The sequence below is a fragment of the Xanthomonas theicola genome (assembly GCF_014236795.1).
Taxonomy (GTDB): Bacteria; Pseudomonadota; Gammaproteobacteria; order Xanthomonadales; family Xanthomonadaceae; genus Xanthomonas_A; species Xanthomonas_A theicola.
Window position 1 is genome coordinate 2,734,354 of record NZ_CP049017.1, and the last position, 19,153, is coordinate 2,753,506.

General features: G+C 70.2%; 17 protein-coding genes. 6 read left to right on the top strand and 11 right to left on the bottom strand.

Annotated elements, in window-relative coordinates; genetic code table 11:
* Positions 1 to 328: 328 nt before the first annotated feature.
* The 9 genes from lolD to G4Q83_RS12835 form a co-directional block, all read right to left on the bottom strand.
* A complete protein-coding gene (gene lolD / locus G4Q83_RS12795; RefSeq protein WP_185817434.1) occupies positions 329 to 1,039 on the bottom strand; it encodes a lipoprotein-releasing ABC transporter ATP-binding protein LolD in 711 nt (236 codons plus the stop codon).
* Between the two features lie 37 nt (positions 1,040 to 1,076).
* Positions 1,077 to 2,321 carry a lipoprotein-releasing ABC transporter permease subunit gene (locus G4Q83_RS12800; RefSeq protein WP_128419172.1) on the bottom strand — a complete coding sequence of 415 codons (1,245 nt, stop codon included), beginning with the start codon at positions 2,319 to 2,321 and terminating at the stop codon, positions 1,077 to 1,079.
* Positions 2,322 to 2,344: 23 nt separating this feature from the next.
* Positions 2,345 to 2,800 (bottom strand): hypothetical protein, encoded by a 456-nt coding sequence (locus tag G4Q83_RS12805; protein WP_128419171.1) that lies wholly within the window; start codon positions 2,798 to 2,800, stop codon positions 2,345 to 2,347.
* Positions 2,751 to 2,999 (bottom strand): FAD assembly factor SdhE, encoded by a 249-nt coding sequence (locus G4Q83_RS12810; RefSeq protein WP_128419170.1) that lies wholly within the window; start codon positions 2,997 to 2,999, stop codon positions 2,751 to 2,753. The genes G4Q83_RS12805 and G4Q83_RS12810 overlap by 50 nt, the downstream gene beginning before the upstream one ends.
* Positions 3,000 to 3,130: 131 nt before the next feature.
* The gene (locus G4Q83_RS12815) at positions 3,131 to 3,913 is read right to left on the bottom strand and encodes a succinate dehydrogenase iron-sulfur subunit (protein WP_128419169.1); all 783 of its coding nucleotides are present in this window, start codon (positions 3,911 to 3,913) and stop codon (positions 3,131 to 3,133) included.
* A 97-nt stretch (positions 3,914 to 4,010) separates the two neighbouring features.
* Entirely contained in the window at positions 4,011 to 5,801 is a 1,791-nt protein-coding gene (sdhA, locus tag G4Q83_RS12820) for a succinate dehydrogenase flavoprotein subunit (protein WP_128419168.1), read from the bottom strand.
* A gap of 29 nt (positions 5,802 to 5,830) precedes the next feature.
* Positions 5,831 to 6,217, bottom strand: coding sequence for a succinate dehydrogenase, hydrophobic membrane anchor protein (gene sdhD, locus G4Q83_RS12825; protein ID WP_128419167.1), 387 nt, complete (start codon positions 6,215 to 6,217; stop codon positions 5,831 to 5,833).
* Positions 6,214 to 6,606, bottom strand: a complete 393-nt coding sequence (sdhC, locus tag G4Q83_RS12830; RefSeq protein ID WP_128419166.1) for a succinate dehydrogenase, cytochrome b556 subunit — start codon at positions 6,604 to 6,606, stop codon at positions 6,214 to 6,216. The genes sdhD and sdhC overlap by 4 nt, the downstream gene beginning before the upstream one ends.
* 60 nt (positions 6,607 to 6,666) lie before the next feature.
* Positions 6,667 to 6,837, bottom strand: a complete 171-nt coding sequence (locus G4Q83_RS12835; RefSeq protein WP_128419165.1) for a DUF1674 domain-containing protein — start codon at positions 6,835 to 6,837, stop codon at positions 6,667 to 6,669.
* Between the two features lie 38 nt (positions 6,838 to 6,875).
* Here G4Q83_RS12835 and ygfZ point away from each other — a divergent pair, with 38 nt between their 5' ends.
* Positions 6,876 to 7,754, top strand: a complete 879-nt coding sequence (gene ygfZ / locus G4Q83_RS12840) for a CAF17-like 4Fe-4S cluster assembly/insertion protein YgfZ (protein WP_128419164.1) — start codon at positions 6,876 to 6,878, stop codon at positions 7,752 to 7,754.
* A 101-nt stretch (positions 7,755 to 7,855) separates the two neighbouring features.
* On the opposite strand, the gene G4Q83_RS12845 is transcribed toward ygfZ, so the two are convergent.
* Positions 7,856 to 8,944: an ABC transporter ATP-binding protein gene (locus G4Q83_RS12845; protein ID WP_128419163.1), complete on the bottom strand. Its 1,089-nt coding sequence runs from the start codon at positions 8,942 to 8,944 to the stop codon at positions 7,856 to 7,858.
* Between the two features lie 407 nt (positions 8,945 to 9,351).
* On the opposite strand from G4Q83_RS12845, the gene zwf reads away from it, so the two are divergent.
* The 5 genes from zwf (at position 9,352) to G4Q83_RS12870 (ending at position 15,368) form a co-directional block, all read left to right on the top strand.
* Positions 9,352 to 10,815, top strand: coding sequence for a glucose-6-phosphate dehydrogenase (zwf, locus tag G4Q83_RS12850; protein WP_246432090.1), 1,464 nt, complete (start codon positions 9,352 to 9,354; stop codon positions 10,813 to 10,815).
* Positions 10,812 to 11,819 carry a glucokinase gene (glk, locus tag G4Q83_RS12855; protein WP_128419162.1) on the top strand — a complete coding sequence of 336 codons (1,008 nt, stop codon included), beginning with the start codon at positions 10,812 to 10,814 and terminating at the stop codon, positions 11,817 to 11,819. The genes zwf and glk overlap by 4 nt, the downstream gene beginning before the upstream one ends.
* Entirely contained in the window at positions 11,816 to 12,535 is a 720-nt protein-coding gene (locus tag G4Q83_RS12860; RefSeq protein ID WP_128419161.1) for a 6-phosphogluconolactonase, read from the top strand. The genes glk and G4Q83_RS12860 overlap by 4 nt, the downstream gene beginning before the upstream one ends.
* A 131-nt stretch (positions 12,536 to 12,666) precedes the next feature.
* Positions 12,667 to 14,583 (top strand): phosphogluconate dehydratase, encoded by a 1,917-nt coding sequence (gene edd, locus G4Q83_RS12865; protein WP_128419160.1) that lies wholly within the window; start codon positions 12,667 to 12,669, stop codon positions 14,581 to 14,583.
* Between the two features lie 89 nt (positions 14,584 to 14,672).
* Positions 14,673 to 15,368 carry a bifunctional 4-hydroxy-2-oxoglutarate aldolase/2-dehydro-3-deoxy-phosphogluconate aldolase gene (locus tag G4Q83_RS12870; protein ID WP_128419159.1) on the top strand — a complete coding sequence of 232 codons (696 nt, stop codon included), beginning with the start codon at positions 14,673 to 14,675 and terminating at the stop codon, positions 15,366 to 15,368.
* 133 nt (positions 15,369 to 15,501) lie between these two features.
* Here G4Q83_RS12870 and G4Q83_RS12875 read toward each other — a convergent pair whose 3' ends face one another.
* On the bottom strand, positions 15,502 to 18,618 hold the full coding sequence (locus G4Q83_RS12875; protein WP_185817435.1) for a discoidin domain-containing protein: 3,117 nt from the start codon (positions 18,616 to 18,618) through the stop codon (positions 15,502 to 15,504).
* Positions 18,619 to 19,153 lie beyond the last annotated feature (535 nt).

Here is a 19,153-nt window from a genome sequence, read left to right on the forward strand (position 1 = left end):
ATACGGTCATGTCGGCCGCGCCAGGTCATGGTCGGCGAGGTTCGGCCGCATCCCTGCGTCGAGGCGTGCCGGACCGAGGGTGCAGGCATCCTGCCGCTCTGCTGTGCGGATCGAGGGCATGATGCAATGGCCGCAGCGCCCCGAAGCCGCTCTCCGCCATCAAGCAGGCGGCGCAAACTCAGGGCGGGAAGCGCCGCGGCGCGATTGCAGGCGATGGCGGCCGGCTGGGCGCGGTCCCGGTCAGCCGGCCAATGGGTGCGTCATCGGCCCGGCTCACGGCACTTGGCCGTGCTGAAGAAAGAAACACGCCGGCGTGCCCGGCCGCCGGCTACACGTCGGCGGCGGCCAGTTCGCGCAGCTTGCCCTGGTGCAGTTCCAGCACGCGGTCGAGCTTGCGCGCCAGGCGGCGGTCGTGGGTGACCAGGGCCAGGCTGGTGCCGTGCGCGCGGTTGAGTTCCAGCATCAGCGCGAACACGTTGGCCGCGGTCTTCTCGTCGAGGTTGCCGGTCGGCTCGTCGCCGAGCACGCAGGCCGGGCGATTGACCAGCGCGCGCGCCACCGCGGCGCGCTGGCGCTCGCCGCCGGACAGCTCGCCGGGCTTGTGCGCCAGGCGATGGCCCAAGCCCACCGACTCCAGCAATGCGCGCGCGCGCGCATTGGCGTCGGCGACCTCGGCGGCGCCGAGCAACACCGGCATCATCACGTTCTCCAACGCGGTGAATTCCGGCAGCAGGTGATGGAACTGGTAGACGAAGCCGAGCGAGCGGTTGCGCAGCTGGCCGCGCGCCGCGTCCGACAGCGCCGACATGCGCTGCCCGGCCACGTACACCTCGCCGGCGGTGGGCACGTCGAGGCCGCCGAGCAGGTGCAGCAGCGTGCTCTTGCCGGCGCCGGACGCGCCGACGATGGCCACGGTCTCGCCCGGCGCCACCGCCAGGTCCAGCCCGTCGAACACCGGCGTGCGCATCTTGCCCTCGGCATAGGTCTTGCCCAGCGCCTGGGCCCGGATCGCCGCATTCGCCCGCTGCGATTGGTGCATTGTCGAGTCCCGAGTACCGGGTCCCGAATCCCGCTTCTCATTCATAGCGCAGCGCCTCCGCCGGTTGCGTGCGCGCCGCGCGCCAGGCCGGATACAGCGTGGCCAGGAAGCTCATCAGCAGCGCGACGATGGTGATCACCACCACGTCGCGCGGCTGCATGTCGGTGGGCAGGCCGGTGATGTAGTACACGTCCTCCGGCAGCAGCTTGATGTTGAACAGCGCCTCGATGCCGGCCAGGATCCGCTCCAGGTTCAGGGTCAGCACGATGCCGCCGATCACCCCGGCGACGGTGCCGATCACGCCGATCAGCGTGCCCTGCACCATGAACACCTGCATCACCCCGCCCGGGCTCAACCCCAGCGTGCGCAGGATGGCGATGTCGGCCTGCTTGTCGGTGACCAGCATCACCTGCGAGGACACCAGGTTGAACGCGCCCATCGCGATGATCAGCGACAGCAGGATGCCCATCACCGTCTTTTCCATCTTCAGCGACTGATAGAGGTTGGCGTTCTCGCGGGTCCAGTCGCTGACCATGTACGGGCCGTGCAGGTTCAGCGCCAGGTCGCGCGCCACCTCCCAGGCCAGGTCCATGTCGTGCAGCTTCAGGCGCACGCCGGTGACGCCGTCGCCCATCCGCAGCACGCGCTGCAGGTCCGCCATGCTGGTCACCGCCAGGCCGCGGTCGATCTCGTTGTAGCCGGCCTCGAAGAGGCCGCTGACGGTGAAGCGCTTGTAGCGCGGCACCATGCCCATCGGGCTGGCCTGCGGTTCGCCGAGCATCACCACGACCTTGTCGCCGACGCCCACGCCCAGCCACAGCGCCAGTTCCTGGCCGAGCAGGATGTTGTAGGAGCCGGGCGTGAGGCTGTCGATCGAGCCCTGCTTCATCTTCTGCGCCAGCACCGAGACCTTGGCCTCCTCGCCGGGCAGGATGCCGCGCACGATCGCCGGCTGGTTGCGCTGCCCGGTGAGCAGCGCCTCTTCCTCCACGTATGGCGCGGCGCCGGCCACGCGCGGATCGCGTGTGGCCACGTCCACCGCGTGCTGCCAGTCCTCCATCGGCGCGCCCTGCGCGCTGACCGTGGCATGCGCGGCCATCTGCAGCAGGCGGTCGCGGATCTCCTTCTGGAAGCCGCTCATCACCGCCAGCGTGGTGATCAGCACGGTCACGCCCAAGGCGATGCCGAGGATCGAGGCCATCGAGATGAAGGAGATGAAGTTGTTGCGGCGCTTGGCGCGCAGATAACGCAGGCCGATGGCCACGGGTAAGGGTTTGAACATGCGCAGCCACCGTCCAGGGAGCGCTATGGTGCCATCTGCGGCGGCGCAGACGTAGCGGCACGGGCCTGAGCGGCCAGACGCAGTTCACGTCGTGCCGGCGCCGGCAGCGTGTCCGGCCACCAGGCCAGGCGCCCCGCCCCGCCATGCGCGTCGCGCCAACGCACGAAGGCCAGCGGCCCGCGCCAGTCCACCCACAGCGCCGCCAGCGGCTGCCCGTCGACGCTCGCCGCCGCACTGGCCTGCGGCGGGATCAGCAGCGTACGCGGTGGGCGGCGGGCTTCGCGGCGCAGCAGCAGCGCCGCGTACAGCGCGGCCAGCGCCGCCGCCGGCCATGCCCAGGGGCGCGGCATGTCCGAGCCCAGGATCGACAGCGGCGCCAGCACGCTCAGCAGCGCCAGCGCCGCCAGCAGCCAGCGCGAGGGGCGCCACTCAAGCCGGCATGGCGCGGATGGTGGCGATGAGGTCGGCGGCGCGTGCATCGGGACAGGCCTCGTAGCCCATGAACCAGCGCCACAACGTATCGTCCTCGCAATCGAGCAGGTATAGGAAAACCCCGCGCTCGGCCTCGGACGCCTGCGCCCAGCGCCGGTCCAGGTAGCGCCCGAACAGCTGGTCCAGCTCGCGCATGCCGCGCCGGCAGCGCCAGCGCAGCTTCTTCAGTTCGGTGGCTTCGTCCATCGCATCGCACCCTCTGTCTTGGTGGGCGGGCGCCTGCTGCGGCGACCGCCGGAAACGCGCGCGGCACCGAACCCGAGAGCCGGTGCCGCGCGGTCGGACGGGCCTGCCGTCCGTAGTGAAACGCTAGCCGCTCAGGCGCGGCGCGCCATCATCAGCTTCTTGATCTCGGCGATGGCCAGCGCCGGGTTCAGTCCCTTCGGGCAGGTCCGCGCGCAGTTCATGATGGTGTGGCAGCGGTACAGCTTGAACGGATCTTCCAGATCGTCCAGGCGCGCACCGGTATCCTCGTCGCGCGAGTCGATGATCCAGCGGTAGGCCTGCAGCAGGATCGCCGGACCCAGGTAGCGCTCGCCGTTCCACCAGTAGCTCGGGCAGCTGGTCGAGCAGCACGCGCACAGGATGCACTCGTACAGGCCGTCGAGCTTCTTGCGGTCTTCCGGCGACTGCAGCCGCTCGCGGTCCGGCGGCGGCGGGGTCTGGGTGCGGATCCAGGGCTTGATCGAGGCGTACTGCGCGTAGAAGTGGGTCAGGTCCGGCACCAGGTCCTTGATCACGCTCATGTGCGGCAGCGGATAGATCGGCACTTCGGCCTTGCCGCAGTCGGCGATCGCCTTGGTGCAGGCCAGCGTGTTGGTGCCGTCGATGTTCATCGCGCACGAACCGCAGATGCCTTCGCGGCAGGAACGGCGGAAGGTCAGGGTCGGGTCGATCTCGTTCTTGATCTTGATCAGCGCGTCCAGGACCATCGGGCCGCACGCGTCCAGGTCCACCTCGTAGGTGTCGGTGCGCGGGTTGCTGTCGTCGTCCGGATTCCAGCGGTAGATCTTGAAGGTGCGTGCGTTCTTCGCGCCCTTGGCGGCGAAGTGCTTGCCCTTGCCGATCTTGGAATTCTTGGGGAGGGTGAACTCTGCCATGGCTTTTAAAATCCGGGATTGGGGATTGGGGATTGGAGAGGCGTTGAGAGCAGGAAGCGAAGCGTTTCGGATCCCCAATCCCCAATCCCGGCTTTGGTCAGTAGACGCGCGGTTTCGGCGGCACCACGTCGACGTCCTTGCTGAGCGTGTACATGTGCACCGGGCGGTAGTCGAAGCCGCACTGGCCCTTGTCGTCGACGCTGACCAGGGTGTGCTTCTGCCAGTCGACGTCGTCGCGGTCCGGGAAATCCTCGTGCGCATGCGCGCCGCGGCTTTCCTTGCGCTGTTCGGCCGAGTTGATCGTCGCCACCGCGTTGAGCAGCAGGTTGTTCAGCTCGTAGGTCTCGATCAGGTCCGAATTCCACACCAGCGAACGGTCGGACACCTTCACGTCCTCGAAGGTGGCGTAGATCTCGGCCATCTTGTCCACGCCTTCCTTCAGCGTCTTGCTGGTGCGGAACACCGCCGCGTCGGACTGCATGGTGCGCTGCATCTTGTCGCGGATCACCGAGGTCGGGGTGCCGCCATCGGAATGGCGCAGCTTGTCGAGCAGGCCCAGCGCCTTGTCGCAGGCATCGCCCGGCAGGGTCTTGTGCGGCGCGCCGGTCTTGATGGTCTCGGCGCAGCGGTTGGCCACCGCGCGGCCGAACACCACCAGGTCCAGCAGCGAGTTGGAACCCAGGCGGTTGGCGCCGTGCACCGAGACGCAGGCCGCTTCGCCGATCGCGTACAGGCCGGGCACCACCGAGTCGGGGTTGTCGCCGTCCTTGCGCACCACTTCGCCGTGGTAGTTGGTCGGGATGCCGCCCATGTTGTAGTGCACGGTCGGGATCACCGGAATCGGCTGCTTGGCCACGTCGACGCCGGCGAAGATGTGCGCGCTCTCGGCGATGCCGGGCAGCTTTTCGTTGATCACTTCCGGGCCGAGATGGGTCAGGTCGAGCAGGATGTGGTCCTTGTGCTCGCCGACGCCGCGGCCCTCGCGGATCTCCACGGTCATCGAACGCGACACCACGTCGCGCGAGGCCAGGTCCTTGTAGTGCGGCGCGTAGCGCTCCATGAAGCGCTCGCCGTCGCTGTTGCGCAGGATGCCGCCTTCGCCGCGCACGCCCTCGGTGATCAGGCAGCCGGCGCCGTAGATGCCGGTGGGATGGAACTGCACGAACTCCATGTCCTGCATCGGCAGGCCGGCACGCATCACCAGGCCGCCGCCGTCGCCGGTGCAGGTGTGCGCGGAGGTGGCGCTGAAGTAGGCGCGGCCGTAGCCGCCGGTGGCCAGCACCACGCCGTGGGCACGGAACAGGTGCAGCGAGCCTTCGGCCATGTCCAGCGCGAGCACGCCGCGGCACACGCCTTCCTCGTCGAAGATCAGGTCGAGCGCGAAGTACTCGATCATGAAGCGCGCGTTGTGCGCCAGCGACTGCTGGTACAGCGTGTGCAGCATGGCGTGGCCGGTGCGGTCGGCGGCGGCGCAGGTGCGCTGCGCGGACGGGCCTTCGCCGTACTTGGTGGTCATGCCGCCGAACGGACGTTGATAGATCTTGCCGTCCTCGGTGCGGCTGAACGGCACGCCGTAGTGCTCCAGCTCGATGATCGCCGGGATCGCCTCGCGGCACATGTATTCGATCGCGTCCTGGTCGCCCAGCCAGTCCGAACCCTTGATGGTGTCGTAGAAGTGGTAGCGCCAGTCATCCTCGCCCATGTTGCCGAGCGCGGCGGAGATGCCGCCCTGCGCGGCCACGGTGTGCGAACGGGTCGGGAAGACCTTGGTCAGGCAGACCGTCTGCAGGCCCTTGGCGGCCAGGCCGAACGTGGCGCGCAGGCCGGCGCCGCCGGCGCCGACCACGACCATGTCGTACTTGTGTTCAGTGATCTTGTAAGCGGACATCGAGTTCGAATTCCTGTTCCGGGCGCCGATCAGGCGCTGCCCAGCGCGATGCGGGCGACCGCGAATACACCGACGATCGCACCGAGCACGGCGACGAACTTCACCGTGGTCTGCAGCGCCAGGGCCAGCAACGAGTTGTGCACGTAGTCTTCGAGGATCACCTGCAGGCCGATCTGCGCATGCCAGAACATCGCGACCAGGAAGCCGACCAGCAGCACCGCGTTCCACGGCTTGGCCACCGCCTCGGTTGCGCTGACGTAGTCGGCGCCGAGCAGGCTCAGCAAGAACACCAGGAACCAGATGGTCAGGCCGACCAGTGCGGTGGCGGTGAGCCGCTGCAGCACGAAGTGCTCGGTGCCGGACTTGGCGGCGCCCAGGCCGCGCACGTTCTTCAACGGGGTGCGATAGCGGCTCATGCGGCGGCTCCGGTCAGCACGTAGGCCCAGATCAGCGCGACGATGACCAGGCTGCCGATCACCGACAGCCAGCTGCTGCGCACGAAGGCGGGAATGCTGAAGCCATGGCCGAAGTCCTGCACGATGTGGCGCAGGCCATTGCACAGGTGGTAGGCGAAGGCCCAGCTCCAGGCGAACAGGAACAGTTGGCCGTACCAGGCGCCGGCCATGTCGCGGAAGCAGTTCCAGGAGGCCGGGCCGAGCATCAGCACCAGCAGCGCGGCGGCGATGACCAGGGCGCCGACCGACAGGACGATGCCGGTGGCTCGATGCAGGATCGAGGCGGCCATCTGGATCTGCCAGCGATAGACCTGCAGATGAGGGGACAGGGGACGTTCGCGCGTAGCCATTCGCTGGGCTCGTTGTCTCGGCTGGGCGGCGTGCTTAAGGCCGCGTTGGCTCAAAGCTGCTCAAAAATCGATGCAGCGTCCGTTTTTCTCCCAGTCGCCGTAGCGCGTCGGCTCGAGGCCGCCGCGGCCGCCGATTTCCCGCGGCGCAGGCGCCGCTTCCGGAATGTTCTCCTGGGTGGGCCGCTGCGTTTCGGGATCGGGCTCGGGTGTGGGGGTTGGTTGTCCTATCATGCGGGTCTCACAACAGCGTAATTTTAGTCCTCCCCCTCGTGCCTGACAACCTGAATCTCACTTCCGACGGTTTTTCCGCGCTGCCAGACCTGCACTACGTGGGCGTGAGCGGCGCGGATGCGGTTGCCTTCGCCCAGGCGCAGTTCGCCAACGACGTGCAGGCGCTGCGCAACGGCCACTGGCAATGGAACGCCTGGCTGAGCGCGAAAGGACGGGTGCTGGCGCTGTTCGCGCTGCTGCGCCGCGCCGACGACGACCTGCTGTTGCTGCTGCCCGACGGCGGCGCCGCGGACCTGGCCGCGGCGCTGAACCGCTTCGTGTTCCGGCGCAAGGTACGCATCGCCGCGCGCGAGGACCTGCGCGCCTGCGCGCGCCTGGCCGCGCCCGCGCAGGCGCACGGCGCGGCACTGGCGCAGTGCGACGATGGCGCGATCGAGCTGGACATTGGCGGCGACGGCCTGCCGCGCACGCTGCGGCTGGTGCCGACGGCGCAGGCCAGCCACGTCGCCGACGACCCGGTCTTCGCCGGCGCCTGGCGGCAGGCCGACCTGCGCCTGGGCCTGGCCCGGCTCGAAGCCAGCCAGCGCGAGCAATGGACCCCGCAGCAGCTGGCGCTGGACCGGCTGCATGCCTTCAGCGTGAAGAAGGGCTGCTATCCGGGCCAGGAGATCGTCGCCCGCACCCATTTCCTGGGCAAGGCCAAGCGCGCGCTGCAACTGCTGGCGGTGGACGGCGCGGCCGACGCCGAGGTCGGCGCGCAGGTGCTGCGCGATGGACAGGCGCTGGGCAGCGTGGTCAGCGTCGCCGGCATGCTGGCGCTGGCGGTGCTGCCGCTGGAGGACGCGCCGCCGACCGCGCTGTGCATCGGCGCGCAGCGCGCGCAGTGGCAGCCGCTGCACCCAGGCCTGGCGCGCTGAGCGCCGGCGGCGCGGCGCCGTAGCGCCCTTTCCTGCCGCCGCCGCGCCATGGCGGGGTGGCACACGGTCGCGCGAACGGCCGACGCCGTTCGCGGTATCGCTCAGGCGGCCGACAGGCGCTCGCCGCTCTCCGGGTCGAAGAAATGCAGCGCCTCGCCGCGCACCGCCACGCGCAGGCGTTCGCCCAGGCCCGGCAACGCGCGCGGCGACACCCGCATCACCAGCGGCTGGCTGCCGTGGCTGAGGTTGACGAAGATCTCGTTGCCGACCGGCTCGATCACCTCGATGGTCGCCTCGAACCCGCCCTGCCCGTCCGCGCTGGGCTGCAGGTGCTCCGGGCGCACGCCGATCGCCAGCGGCCGGCCCAGCCACTGCGGCGCGAGCCGGGCGCCGTGCAGCGGCACGCGGCCGCCGTCGGCCATCTGCAGCTGCAGGCCGCCGTCCTCCAACAACCGCCCCTGCAGCACGTTCATCGCCGGGCTGCCGAGGAAGCCGGCCACGAATAGGTTGGCCGGGCGGTCGTACAGCGCCATCGGCGTGTCGATCTGCTGGATCAGCCCGTCCTTGAGCACGACGATGCGCTGGCCCAGGGTCATCGCCTCGACCTGATCGTGGGTCACGTAGATCATGGTGGTGCCGAGCTTGCGGTGCAGCTGCGCGATCTCGGTGCGTACCGAGTGGCGCAGCTTGGCGTCCAGGTTGGACAGCGGCTCGTCGAGCAGGAACACCGCCGGCTCACGCACCAGCGCGCGGCCCAGCGCCACGCGCTGGCGCTGGCCGCCGGACATCGCCCGCGGCAGTTTGCCCAGCATCGGGGTCAGGCCCAGCGTCTGGGCAGCGGCGGCGACGCGACGCGCGATGACCTCCTTGGTCTCGCCGCGCAGCGTCAGCCCGAACGCCAGGTTCTCGGCCACGGTCATGTGCGGGTACAGCGCGTAACTCTGGAACACCATCGCGATGTCGCGATCCTTCGGCGCCACGTCGTTGACCACGCGCCCGCCGATGCGCAACTCGCCGCCGCTGATCTCCTCCAGCCCCGCGATCATCCGCAACAGGGTGGACTTGCCGCAGCCCGAGGGCCCGACCAGCACCATCAGTTCGCCATCGGCCACTTCGAAGCTGGCCCCGTGCACGGCGACCTGGCCGTTGTCGTAGACCTTGCGGATGTCGTCCAGTTGTACGTTCGCCATGGTGCGGTATCCGATTTCCGGCAGGAGAGACGGGCTGCCGCCGGTCCCTCCCGAAGGCAGTGCATTAACAATGCGGTTCGCATCGTGCCAGCGACATGGGCAACAATGGACCGCAATGCGGCATTCTGCCATGTAACCGTTTTCACGGAACGCCATCGACGCCTGGGAGAGCCTGCGATGCGATCCGCCCGCCGCCGCCGCGGCGTGCGCCGAGCGCCGACCTGATGCTTGAGGGATTGGACAGGTATGCTTAGAGGTCTGGCAGTCGTATTCATCTCCCGGATCGTGCGGTCCCGCTTGGCGGTCGCCACTCGCTCTGCCCCGCGCGAGCGGCAGGACGGATACAGGCCGGTCCCGCCGCTCGTTACCAACGCCACGTCACTACTAGCCCCCAGGTGATCGACGACATGTCACCCGAAACCGAAAACCGGTCGATGCACGATACCTTCCTGCTGTTCGGCGCCACCGGCGATCTGGCCCAGCGCTATCTGTTCCCGTCGCTGCTGCGCATGCTCGACGACGGCTTGCTGCCGGAAGACGTCCGCATCCGCGCGCTGGCGCTGTCGCCGCACGACACCGCCAAGTTCCACGAGATCCTCAAGCCGCGGCTGCAGGCGGCGATGCCGAAGGTCAGCGACGCGATCATCCAGGCGCTGCTGGCGCGCGTCGACTACCGCGCGGTGGACCTGCGCAATGCCGAATCGGTGGCCGATGCGGTGCGCGAACTGGCCGCGCGCAAGTGCGTCAGCTACCTGGCGATCCCGCCGGGCCTTTACATCAGCACCTGCCAGGGCCTGGCCCTGGGCGGCGCGCTGGCCGCGCCGAACCGGCTGATGCTGGAGAAACCGATCGGCCACGACTCGGCCAGCGCGCGCGCGATCCTGCAGGCGATCGGCGCGCTGATCGACGAGGACCGCGTGTTCCGCCTGGACCACTACCTGGGCAAGGCGGCGGTGCAGAACCTGATTGCGCTGCGCTTCGGCAACACGCTGCTGGAGGCGGTGTGGAACCGCAACTACATCGAATCGGTGGAGATCCTGGTCGCCGAGAGCGAGGGCGTGGACGGCCGCGACGCCTATTACGCCCGTTCCGGCGCGCTGCGCGACATGGTCCAGAGCCATATCCTGCAACTGCTGTGCCTGGTGGCGATGGAGCCGCCGGCCTCGCTGGAAGCGGACCGCATCCGCGACGAGAAAGTCAAGGTGCTGCGCGCGCTGCGTCCGCTGCAGGCCGCGCACGCCGCGCGCGACAGCGTGCGCGGGCGCTACACCGCCGGCGCCATCGACGGCCAGCCGGCCCAGGCCTACCAGCCGCCGGAAGGCAGCGACGTGGAGACCTTCGTCGGCGTCACCGCCTACCTCGACAACTGGCGCTGGGCCGGGGTGCCGTTCCGGCTGTGCACCGGCAAGCGCCTGGCCGAGCGCACCACCCGCATCGTGGTCACGCTCAAGCCGGTCACCCACTGGCTGTTCGAGCGCCCGGACGCGCAACACGTGGCGCCGAACCGGCTGACCTTCCAGCTGCAGCCGCAGGAGAACATCGAACTGGGCCTGATGAGCAGCCTGGCCGGCCCGGAATGGGGCGCGCTGGAACTGCAGCCGCTGGAACTGGAACTGTCGGTCCCGACCGGCCTGCACCGCCGCATCGCCTACGAACGCCTGATGCTCGATGCGCTCAACGGCAACCACGCCTTGTTCGTGCGCGACGACGAAGTGCGCGCGGCCTGGGCCTGGATCGACAGCGTCAGCGACGCCTGGGCGCAGGCGCAACTGCCGCTGCTGCCCTACCCGGCCGGCAGTTGGGGGCCACAGGAAGCCGAGCGCTACGTGTCCGCCGACGACGCCGGCGCCGTGCAGCGGGGCGCGCCATGAGCGCGCCGCAACGGCCGGTGCTGGTCGCCGACATCGGCGGCACCAATGCGCGTTTCGCGCTCGCCGACCTCGACGCGTCGACGCCCCTGCTCGACGACAGCACCCAGACCTACTCGGTGGTGGAGTTCCCGTCGCTGGGCGACGCGGCGCGCCACTACCTGCAGCAGACCGGGGTGGAGGCGCGCAGCGGGGTGTTCGCCGTGGCCGGGCGGGTGGACGGCGACGAGGCGCGGATCACCAACCATCCGTGGGTGATCTCGCGCTCGCGCACCCGCGCCATGCTCGGCTTCGGGGAACTGCGCCTGATCAACGACTTCGCCGCGCAGGCAATGGCGATCAGCCTGCTGCGGCCGCAGGACGTGGTCCAGGTCGGCGGCGCGACCTGGCAGCCGGCGCCGGTCGCGCAACCGCGCAACTACGCGGTGATCGGCCCCGGCACCGGCCTGGGCGTGGGCGGGCTGCTGATCCGCGGCGGCCGCTGCTATCCGCTGGAAACCGAGGGCGGCCACGTCAGCTTCCCGCCGGGCACGCCCGAGGAGATCCGCATCCTGGAACTGCTGTCGCAGCAGTTCGGCCGCGTGTCCAACGAGCGCCTGATCTGCGGGCCCGGCCTGGTCAACATCCACCGCGCGCTCAGCGAGATGGCCGGCGAGGACCCTGGCCCGCTGCAGCCAGCGGACATCACCGCGCGCGCCGCGCAGGGCGACTACCGCGCGATGCGCACCATCGACGTGTTCTGCGCGGTGTTCGGCGCCATCGCAGGCGACCTGGTGCTGGTGCAGGGCGCCTGGAACGGCGTGTTCCTGACCGGCGGCCTGGTGCCGAAGATGCTCGACGCGCTGCAGCACTCCGGCTTCCGCCAGCGCTTCGAGCACAAGGGCCGCTTTTCGTCGATCATGGCGCAGGTGCCGTCGCTGGCGGTGATCCACCCCCGTCCCGGCCTGCTCGGCGCCGCGGCCTACGCAGTCGATGCCGAACGGCAATCCCCAGGAGTCGTCGCATGAACGCCACGTTGTCCGATCGCATCACCTTGATCCGCTACGACGATCCCGACGAGTGGATCGACGCGGCGGCGGCCGAGATCGGCGCTGCGCTGCGCGTGGACATCGAGCGGCGCGGCGGCGCGCGCCTGCTGCTGTCCGGCGGCACCACCCCGGCGCCGGTGTACCAGGCGCTGGCCGAGCTGCCGCTGGACTGGTCGAAGCTGGAAGTGGGCCTGGTCGACGAGCGCTGGCTGTCGCCGCAGGACAGCGACAGCAATGCCTACCTGGTCCGGCACAGCTTCCTGGAGCGCGCCGAAGGCGCCCGCTTCGAGCCGCTGGTGCGGGTCGGCAAGCCGCTGCAGGACTGCGTGCACGCCGCCAACCTGCATGCGCGGCACGCGCCGGCCGCGTGCATGGCGGTGCTGGGCATGGGCGGCGACGGCCACACCGCGTCGCTGTTCCCCGGCGCCACCGAGCTGGGCAAGGCGCTGGGCAATCCGCTGCCCTACGCCGCGCTCGACGCCACCGGCTGCCCCGGCGCCAACACCTGGCCGCTGCGCATCACCCTGACCCCGGCCGGCCTGGCGCCGATCGGCCAGCGCATGCTGCTGCTGCGTGGCAAGCAGAAGCTGAACGTGCTCAACCGCGCCCTGGCCGGCAGCGACCCGCACGAATTCCCGATCCGCGTCGCCTTCGATACGCCCGGTGCGCGCTTGCGCGTGCATTGGTGCGAATGAAGCCGGGACTCGGGACTGGGGACTGGGGACCCGGAACGGCCCACCGCTGCTGCATTCCCGCTCTTTACCGAGTCCCGAGTCCCGGTCCCGAGTCCCGACGCCACCCCCACACTTCATAGCCACGTCAGCCAATGAGCCTGCATCCGAAACTCCACGCGATCACCGAACGCATCCGCGAGCGCAGCGCGCCGTCGCGGCGCGCCTACCTGGCTGGCGTCGACGCCGCGCTGCGCGACGGCCCGTTCCGCAGCCGCCTGAGCTGCGGCAACCTGGCGCACGGCTTCGCCGCCTGCGGCCCGACCGACAAGCGCCGGCTGGAAGGCGGCATCACCCCGAACCTGGGCATCGTCACCGCCTACAACGACATGCTGTCGGCGCATCAGCCGTTCGAGCATTACCCCGAGATCATCCGCAGCACCGCGCGCGCGCTGGGCGCCACCGCGCAGGTCGCCGGCGGCGTGCCGGCGATGTGCGACGGCGTGACCCAGGGCCGGCCGGGCATGGAGCTGTCGCTGTTCTCGCGCGACGTGATCGCCCAGGCCACCGCCATCGGCCTCAGCCACGACATGTTCGACACCACCCTCTACCTGGGCGTGTGCGACAAGATCGTGCCCGGCCTGCTGATCGGCGCGCTGGCCTTCGGCCACCTGCCGGCGGTGTTCGTGCCGGCCGGGCCGATGACCCCGGGCATCCCCAACAAGCGCAAGGCCGAGGTGCGCGAGCGCTACGCCGCCGGCCAGGCCACCCGCGAGGAGCTGCTGGCCGCCGAATCGGCTTCCTACCACGCGCCCGGCACCTGCACCTTCTACGGCACCGCCAACTCCAATCAGGTGTTGCTGGAAGCGATGGGCGTGCAGTTGCCCGGCGCTTCGTTCGTCAATCCCGGCACCCCGCTGCGCGATGCGCTGACCCAGCAGGCCACCGAACGCGCGCTGCGCATCACCGCGCTGGGCAGCGATTTCCGCCCGCTCGGCCGGCTGATCGACGAACGCGCGATCGTCAACGCCGCGGTCGCGCTGATGGCCACCGGCGGCTCCACCAACCACACCATCCACTGGCTGGCGGTGGCGCGCGCGGCCGGCATCGTGCTGACCTGGGACGACCTGGACGCGCTGTCGCAGATCGTGCCGCTGCTGACCCGCGTCTATCCGAACGGCGAGGCCGACGTGAACCATTTCGCCGCCGCCGGCGGCGTCGGTTTCGTGTTCCGCGAGCTGATGGACGCCGGGCTGATGCACGACGACCTGGCCACCATCGTGCCCGGCGGCATGCGCGCCTACGGCGACGAGCCGTGCGTGCAGCACGGTGCGCTGGCCTACGTGCCGAGCCCGGCCAGGAGCGCCGACGAAGCGGTGGTGCGCCCAGCCTCGAACCCGTTCGAGGCGCAGGGCGGGCTGCGCCTGCTGCGCGGCAATCTGGGCAAATCGCTGATCAAGCTGTCGGCGGTGAAGCCGCAGTTCCGCACCATCGAGGCGCCGGCGGTGGTGATCGACGCGCCGCAGGCATTGAACAAGCTGCATGCCGCCGGCGCGCTGCCGCACGACTTCGTGGTGGTGCTGCGCTACCAGGGTCCGCGCGCCAACGGCATGCCGGAACTGCACTCGCTGGCGCCGCTGCTGGGCCTGCTGCAGAACCAGGGCCGGCGCGTGGCGCTGGTCACCGACGGGCGCCTGTCCGGCGCCTCGGGCAAGTTCCCGGCGGCGATCCACGTGACCCCGGAAGCGGCCCGCGGCGGCGCGATCGCGCGCGTGCGCGAAGGCGACATGGTGCGCCTGGACGGCGCGGCCGGCACCCTGGAAGTGCTGGTCGATGCCGCCGAGTGGGCGGCGCGTACGCTGGCGCCGAACACCGCGCCGGCCGCGCACGACCTCGGCCGCAACCTGTTCGCGATCAACCGCCGCGTGGTCGGCCCCGCCGACCAGGGCGCGATGTCGATCTCCTGCGGCCCGCCGTCCGCCGATGGCGACGACTGGAACTACGACGCCGAGTACGACCTGGGCCGCGGCAGCGAAGCGGCCGCCGCGCCGCACGAGGAAAAGGACGCATAAAAACCGCCGGCGCCGCGCGCGTCCTCTGCCTCCCCTGTGCTGGCCGGATGCGGCCGGCGCCCCGCCATCATCGCGAACCCGAGACCGTCATGACGATTGCCGACCACCAGACCACCGCCGAAACCCTGCTGCGCGCCGCCGGCATCCTGCCGGTGGTCACCGTCCACAGCCTGGACGAGGCGCGCCGCGTTTGCGCCGCGTTGCTCGAAGGCGGCCTGCCGGCGATCGAGCTGACCCTGCGCACGCCGGTGGCGATGGAGGCGCTGGCGATGCTCAAGCGCGAGCTGCCGGACATCCAGATCGGCGCCGGCACCGTGCTCAGCGCGACCCAGTTGCAGCAGTCGATCGACGCCGGCGCCGACTTCATCGTCACCCCGGGCACGCCGCCGGCGCTGGCCGACGCGCTGGCGCTGGCGCCGCTGCCGGTGGTGCCGGGCGCGGCCACCCCGACCGAACTGCTGGCGCTGATGGCGCGCGGTTTCCGCGTGTGCAAGCTGTTCCCGGCCTCGGCGGTCGGCGGCCTGGCCATGCTCAAGGGCCTGGCCGGGCCGCTGGCGGAGCTGAAGCTGTGCCCCACCGGCGGCATCGGCGAGGACACCGCCGCCGACTATCTGGCGCAGCCGAACGTGGTCTGCATCGGCGGCTCGTGGATGGTGCCGAAGGACTGGCTGGCCAACGGCGAGTGGGACAAGGTGCGCGAGAGCGCGGCGAAGGCGGCCGAGATCGTCCGCGGGACTCGGGACTCGGGACCGGGGACCGGGGACCGGGGACCGGGGACTCGGTAAAGCGCTGGGACTTCGGGACTCGGGACTCGGGACTCGAAAAGCGAACAACAAAAAAGCGCCGGCATGCCGGCGCTTTTTGCTTCTGCTGTTCCGAGTCCCCGGTCCCCGGTCCCGAGTCCCGAGTCCCGACGCGTCACTTCACCTCGATCTGCACATCCGCCGGCAACGACCGGATCCGCAGCTCGCCATGTTCCCACTGCGCCGCTTCGCCGTTGACCTGGGTGCGGCCGGGTTCGCCCGGATACGGCCACGGCAGCACCAGGCCGCCGCTGGGCAAGCGCAGGCCGCCGCCGATACCCAGGCTCAGGCGGTTCTTGTGCCGGCGCAACTGGTAGCTGAGCTGGCCCTGCGGCGTGCGCAGGTCCTGGATGGCGATGCCCTTGCCGTCGAGCCATGCGCTCGGCACGCCGGCCGCCAGCACCAGGCTGTCGTCGATGTCGCGCACGTAGGCGAACATGTCCAGTACCGAGCGCACGAAGTCCGACGCCACCCAGGCGTGCGGCAGGTCGCCGACGAAGAACGGCTTGCGCGGCGTGCGCGAGACCACCTCCGCCCACTGGTTCCACGGCTGCGGCGCGCGGTCCTTGAAGAAGAACGCGGTCGCCTCCCGGGCGCGCTCGCGCCAGCCCAGGCGCACGAACGCGGCGACGTTGCGCCATTCGTACGGGGTGTAGTCCTTCCAATCGCGCTTGCCGTCGCGGCGCGACACGAACTCGCTCCAATAGCGCTCGAAGGTGCTGTGCAGCAGCGCCGGCGGCAACCGCCCCTGCTCACCGCCCGGGGCCAGCGCGATGGTGGTGGAGGTGGGATCGAAATCGCCCAACTCGGCCGAGCCCGGCAGGAACTCGATGTGGTGCTGCTGGGTGGCGCTGTCCAGCGAGGCGTACAGGTCCTGGCGGAACTGGTCGCGCGAGGCGGCGAAGCGCGCCGCATCGTCGACCCGGCCCAGCTCGGCGGCGATCTGCACCGCGTCCTTGTAGCCGCGCAGCGCCCAGAAGTTGTCCCAGTACGAATGCATCGGCTTGGCCGAATAGCCCTCGTGGCTGATCGACGCCGGCATCATCCCGTAGAACGCCGGGTTGCGCGCGCGGTTGTCCTCGGTGCGCTCGCTCAGCCGCAACTGCTCCATGTACTCGTACGCGGCCAGCACGCGCGGCCACATCGTCTCCAGGAACGCGCGGTCGCCGCTGTAGCGGTAGTAGTCGGCGACGCCGAAGATCAGTTCGCCATGGCTGTCGTTCTCCGGCACCGGGTCGCTGCCGCGGTCGTCCACGCAGCACGGCACCATGCCGTTGGCGAACTGGTAGGGCGCGTACCAATCCAGGTATTCGCGCGCCACGTCGGCGCGGCCCAGGCGCAGCAGGCCTTCGGAGATCATCGTGCCGTCGCGGATCCAGCTGCGCGAATACGAGCGCGTGCCCGGCTGCAGGCGCGGCCCGATCCGCGAAATCAGCATGTGCGCCAGCGCGGTACGCAAGGTGTCGGCCAGCGCCTTGCCCTCGGCCGGCACGTGCAATTGCACCCGGTCCAGCGTCTGGTGCCACTGCGCGGCCACCCGTTGCTGCGCGCGCGCCGCATCGAACTCGGACGGCAGCGCCTGCGCGCCAGTCTGCGGGATCACCAGGGCCACGTCGCGCACTTCGCCCGGCGCCAGGCGCCCGCGGTACAGCAGCGCGCCCGAGGCCAGGCCGTCGGCATCGGCCGCCTGCTGCGGCAGCGCGGCGCCGTCGGCGGCCAGGCGCTCGATGTCGATGCCGGCGTCGAACGCGGTGGCGTAGGCCGCGTCGGGCTTCTGCACCGCGAACACGCGCGGCTCGCCGTTGACCTGCACCTGGGCACCGTCGAACGCCAGCAGATGGATCGGACTGACTCCGCCGACGGTGTTGAGGAACTGGCTGGGCGGGTTCACCTGGAACGGCCGCACCGCCAGCGCCAGGGTGTAGTCGTGCGGCTGCTTGCTCGGGTTGCTGAGCCGGTAGCGCGCCACCAGCTGCGCCTGCTCCGGCGTGCCCTGCACGAAGGCGGTGATGCGCAGGCCGGCGTTGTCGTGGCTCCAGTCCACGCTCGGGATCGGCAGGTAGTCGTCCTGCAGGCTCTGCGCGGTCTTCACGTCGGCCCAGCTCAGGCGCTTGCCGTCCAGCAGCAGGAACGGCTCGATGCTGAAGCCGCCCTTGCCCACTTCGATCGCGCCGTCCTCGCCGACCAGGCCCTGCTCGCGGCCGCCGTCCAGACCGACGATGGTCCAGTACGGCTGCTCGCCGCTGAAACCGCGCGGGAACCAGCCGCGGGTGGAATCGGCGGCCACCGACTTGACGAAGTCGTTCGGGGTCGCGGCGAAGGCCAGCGGCTGCAGCGCGATGTCGGCGATGCCGTAGCGGAAGCTGGGGCCGTCCTCCAGGTCGAAGCGCACGTAGCGCGCCTCGGTCTCGGGCATCGGCAACCAGTCGGTGCCGCCGTTGCCGGCGGTGACGTTGCGCAGTTCGCGCCAGCTGCGGCCGTCGGCCGAGCCCTGCACCTTGTAGCGCGATGCGTACACGCCCGGCGCCCACTGCACCTTGGCGCCGCCGAACTCGCGCACCTTGCCCAGGTCCAGCATGATCGTCTGGGTCTTGGCGTTGCCGCTGTACCACACCGTGTCCGCCTTGCCGTCGGCGATGCGCTGCTCCAGCGCCGGTGCGGTGTCGGCGCTGACCTTCACCGCCAGCGGCGAGGTGTCCTGCGGCGGCAGCGGGGTCAGCGCCAGCTGGTCGAAGCACACCGTGCCCTTGCCGCCAACCTGGTTGTAGATGGTGAACTCGACCTGCGCGCTGCGCTTGAGTTCCTTGTCCGGACTCGGGCCCCAGGCCTTGTCGATCTGCCGCTTCTTGAAGCTGACCGTGCTCCACTGCTTGGGGAAGTCGTAGCGCGGGCGGTTCACCCACCACACGTTGTCGCCGCTGGCGTCGACCAGCTTGAACTGCAGGTCGTTGCTCGGCGAATCGCCGCGCAGCTGGAACGAGAGCTGGTAGTTGTCCGGATACTCGATCGGGATCGCGCGGCGGATGCCGGCGTAGCCGGAGACGCCGTTGAAGTCGTAGTCCAGGCAGATCGCCTTGGCGCGGCCGCCGCTGGCGGCCTGCACCAGCCGGGTCGAGGCGGTGACCTGGTTGGAGACGACGATCTGCCAGTTGTCCAGGTTGTTGAAGCCGTCCAGCGCCACCGGCGCGGTCGGCGCCGCGGCGAAGGCCTGCACCGCCGCCAGGCCCAGCATCGCTGCCAGCCACCGTCCGCTCGTCATCGCCACTCCCGTCATAGATCTGCTCCCCGTTGTGTCGTTGGCTTTTTTGCAGGAGGGGTTCAACACCGACGCGTTATCGGAAACGCGTCGGGGCTGATGGCCCAAGACCACGCGGAGCCCCTCCAGGTACGTGCACACATGGCCCGCGGTTCGCACGACCCCACGCTCGTGCATTCCCCATGCCGTCCATGGCGCAGCCTACCGGCTCCGGACAACCCGGCCCGGCCATCCGTGGCCGGGCGTTCGGGAACGCGCGAGCCAGTGGCTCGCGAGCGCGTCGACGCACTCGCATCTTTCCCATGCCATCCCTGGCGCAACTGATCGGCTCCGGACAACCCGGCTTGGCCATCCATGACCAGGCGTTCGGCGCAACGCGCGCCAGTGGCGCTCCGTGATCCGCAACCCCGCTGCCATCCTTGGCGCGACATCCCCACACCAGAACGTCCGGCCCGGCCATCCGTGGCCGGGCGTTCGGGAACGCGCGAGCCAGTGGCTCGCAAGCGCGTCG